The sequence below is a fragment of the Marinimicrobium sp. UBA4509 genome, assembly GCF_002388575.1.
Lineage (GTDB): Bacteria > Pseudomonadota > Gammaproteobacteria > Pseudomonadales > Cellvibrionaceae > Marinimicrobium > Marinimicrobium koreense.
In genome coordinates this window covers 1-3,071 of sequence record NZ_DGMV01000001.1, presented here as the reverse complement: position 1 = coordinate 3,071, position 3,071 = coordinate 1, and the positions used below count along the sequence as shown (strand labels likewise).

Genomic DNA, 3,071 nt, shown 5'->3' with positions numbered 1-3,071 from the left:
AAGCCGAAGGCGCATCCGCCGTTCCGAACCCCTACACCCCATCAAAAGGTGGCCGAATGGTATCGGGCTACGTAGTATAGGGGGCTGAATATACCTCGAAGGACCCGGTGTCAGGTGGTCTGTTTTGGAACCCTCGCTTCAGGGATGAAGCGAGGGAGCTCCATGGATGGATTCATCGCGTTTCCGAAACAGACCACCTGATGGCGGGGCCGCCCAAACTACAAAGTGCCCAACACCAGCTTCAAAGGCCCACCATGACCCACTGGCAAAAACCCCCTTTCACCCGTGACGACGTCCAGATCACCCAGCGGGAAACCCTCTACAAAGACTTCTTCCGGGTCGACAAAGTCACCCTCAAACACCGATTATTTCAGGGCGGCTGGACCGGAGAGCTCTCCCGGGAGCTGTTCCTGCGTGGCCCCGCCGTCGGGGTCCTGCTCTACGACCCCAAACACGACACTGTCGGCCTCATCGAACAGTTCCGCGCGGGGGCCCTGGCCGAACCCGGCGGGCCCTGGTGCATGGAAATTGTTGCCGGCATGATCGAAGACGGCGAAACCTGCGAAGATGTTGCCCGTCGGGAATCCGTCGAGGAAGCCGGTGTTGAGCCCTACCATATGGAATATATCGCCAACTACCTGCCCAGCCCCGGTGGCAGCGATGAAAAAATGCACATCCTCTGCGGCCTGGCGGATCTCAGTCAGGCTGGTGGTATTCACGGGCTGGACGAAGAGCACGAAGACATCAAGGTCCACGTTCTGGCCGCTTCGGAGGTGTTCGCCCACCTGTATGATGGACGCTTTAACAGCGCCGCGGTATTGCTGTGTCTGCAGTGGTTGCAGCTCAACCACGCCCGGCTGAAGCAAGGCTGAATCGGCAAACTCTGGTAGACTGGGTTCCAGGTCCTTTGCGGCCGGGTTGCCGACCCACTGCCCCACCCATGATTGTGTCAGGGTGCATCGCCTCTCAGCGGTGCGCTCCAGAGGCTTTTATTGTGGGTGTCGGGAGGGCCGTACCAGGAAACTCAAACTCACTCGGAGACCGACCGAGCATGGTCAAAAGCCGTTACAAAGTGAACCTGTCGCGCCAGCTGGCGGAGTGCGAGGCCAACTACTGGCGTCTGCGCAAGCTGTTGCCCGAGGACTCGCTCACGCCGGGTGCGCAGTGGCAGTTCGCGGTGGTCAGCGGCGAGCGGCACTGGCAGACACGCGTGACGGTCATCGAGTGCTCCCGCTACACCACGACCGTCCAGTTGAGTCAGGTCCAGGCGGATGAGCCGGGAGCGGAGTGGTTGCGCGCGCCGCAATTGACGGTCCGCCTCTACCAGGATGCCGAGCTGGCGGAGGTTCTGGCCTGGGAGCGGCATCGCCGGTTGCAGCCGCGCTACGAGTACCCCAACCAGGCCATGTATCACCAGGACGAAAAAGCCCAGTTGAACCGGTTTCTGGGGGAATGGCTGGGCTTATGTCTGGAGAAGGGGCACTCTCTGGAAACGGTCTGGTAGAAGATCACATTTTTCTGATAAATGTTCCGACACCGGTCGCATGCGTCTTGCACCGCCTCCCACTTGTGGTTATTCTCGAAAAAACTTCGGCCATTCGACGGCGCTTCAATCTACCTCCGTCCTCTGGCCAGAAGCAGAATCAACCGGATTATCGAGACGTTCGTGCGCCTGATTCAAATTACCGACTGCCACTTGGGCCCGCTGTCTGACCCCTCACTATTAGGGTTGAACACCGACCAGAGCCTGGACGATGTATTGCGCCTGGTAGCCCGGGAGCAGACGGCCGTGGATGCCATGGTGTGTACCGGCGACATTGCCAGCGATGCCCATGAAGAGTGCTACGGTCGCTTTGTGACCACGGTTCGCAAACACTTTTCGGTCCCTCTGGGATGGTTGCCCGGCAACCACGATTCGGCGGCCATCATGGCCCAGCTGGAAAGCGACTTTGTGCCTGAGTCTCGGGTTATGAGTATCGGGGAGTGGTTGGTGGTTCTGCTCGATTCCGCCGTGCCGGGGCAGGTATACGGCCACCTGGCGGAGAGCGAGCTGGATTTCCTGTCCCAGACACTCGCCAGTAACGGCCCTCGTCCAACCCTCGTCATGCTGCACCACCAACCCGTGCCGGTAGGCAGTCGCTGGATTGATGAATACATCCTCAAGAATGCCGATGATTTCTTCGCCATCATTGATGCGCACCCGCAGGTGAAAGGTGTCTCCTGGGGGCATGTGCACCAGTTCTATCACGGCGAGCGCAACGGGGTGCAGCTGTTTGCCACACCCGCCACTTGTATCCAGTTTAAACCGGGCAGTGAGTCGTTTGCCGTGGATCGGGCCATGCCCGGTTACCGCTGGTTTGACCTGCACGACGATGGCCGCCTGGACACCGGGGTATCCCGGGTAGAGGACCAGAAGTACCAGATCGACTATCAGTCGGCTGGCTATTGATGGTGGCGATTTGGGCTTGTCCGCGCCTCGTCTGATTTATATCCATGGTTTTCTCAGCTCGCCGGCCTCCTTCAAGGCGTGGCAAATGAAGGCGTGGCTGGCCGAGCATCGCCCCGACATCGACTACCGTTGTCCGCACTTGTCCCCTTATCCCCGCCTGGCGGCCGAGCAGCTGGCGAACCTGGCCGATACCAATGGCCCCCTGTACCTGATGGGCAGCTCCCTGGGCGGCTTCTGGGCCACCTGGCTGGCCGAGCGATACAGCGCCCGAGCGGTACTGATCAACCCGGCGGTCAGCCCCTGGCAGTTCATGCCGGATTATCTGGAGGTTGACCTCAAGGGCTATCACACCGATGATACCTACCGCCTGAGCGCCCACCATGTGGATGAAATCCGGGCCTATGAGGTCGAGCCGCTGAACCACCCCGAGAATCTGTGGCTGTTGGTTCAGACCGGGGATGAAACCCTGGATTATCGACAGGCGGTGGCCAAATACCAGGGCGCGAGGCAGACGATCGAGCCCGGCGGCGACCACGGTTTTCAGGGCTTTGAGCGGTATATCCCCGAAGCGATGGCGTTTCTGGAAGGGCGGTAACGGCGGATGGCAGAGGTTTGGGTAACG

At 60.1% G+C, this 3,071-nt stretch carries 4 protein-coding genes; all 4 read left to right on the top strand.

The window, feature by feature from the left end:
* Positions 1 to 254 precede the first annotated feature (254 nt).
* Positions 255 to 872, top strand: coding sequence for an NUDIX domain-containing protein (locus tag B3520_RS00020; protein ID WP_286806842.1), 618 nt, complete (start codon positions 255 to 257; stop codon positions 870 to 872).
* Positions 873 to 1,051: 179 nt separating this feature from the next.
* On the top strand, positions 1,052 to 1,504 hold the full coding sequence (locus B3520_RS00015; RefSeq protein ID WP_286806843.1) for a DUF1249 domain-containing protein: 453 nt from the start codon (positions 1,052 to 1,054) through the stop codon (positions 1,502 to 1,504).
* Between the two features lie 162 nt (positions 1,505 to 1,666).
* Positions 1,667 to 2,449 carry a 3',5'-cyclic-AMP phosphodiesterase gene (cpdA, locus tag B3520_RS00010; protein ID WP_286806844.1) on the top strand — a complete coding sequence of 261 codons (783 nt, stop codon included), beginning with the start codon at positions 1,667 to 1,669 and terminating at the stop codon, positions 2,447 to 2,449.
* A 10-nt stretch (positions 2,450 to 2,459) separates the two neighbouring features.
* Positions 2,460 to 3,044 (top strand): YqiA/YcfP family alpha/beta fold hydrolase, encoded by a 585-nt coding sequence (locus B3520_RS00005; protein WP_339618209.1) that lies wholly within the window; start codon positions 2,460 to 2,462, stop codon positions 3,042 to 3,044.
* Positions 3,045 to 3,071 lie beyond the last annotated feature (27 nt).

What these genes read in the sequence shown, in the direction of transcription:
- B3520_RS00015 (WP_286806843.1), top strand. Translation starts at nt 1,052, where the DNA reads ATGGTCAAAAGCCGTTACAAAGTGAACCTGTCGCGCCAGCTGGCGGAG.
- B3520_RS00020 (WP_286806842.1), top strand. Translation starts at nt 255, where the DNA reads ATGACCCACTGGCAAAAACCCCCTTTCACCCGTGACGACGTCCAGATC.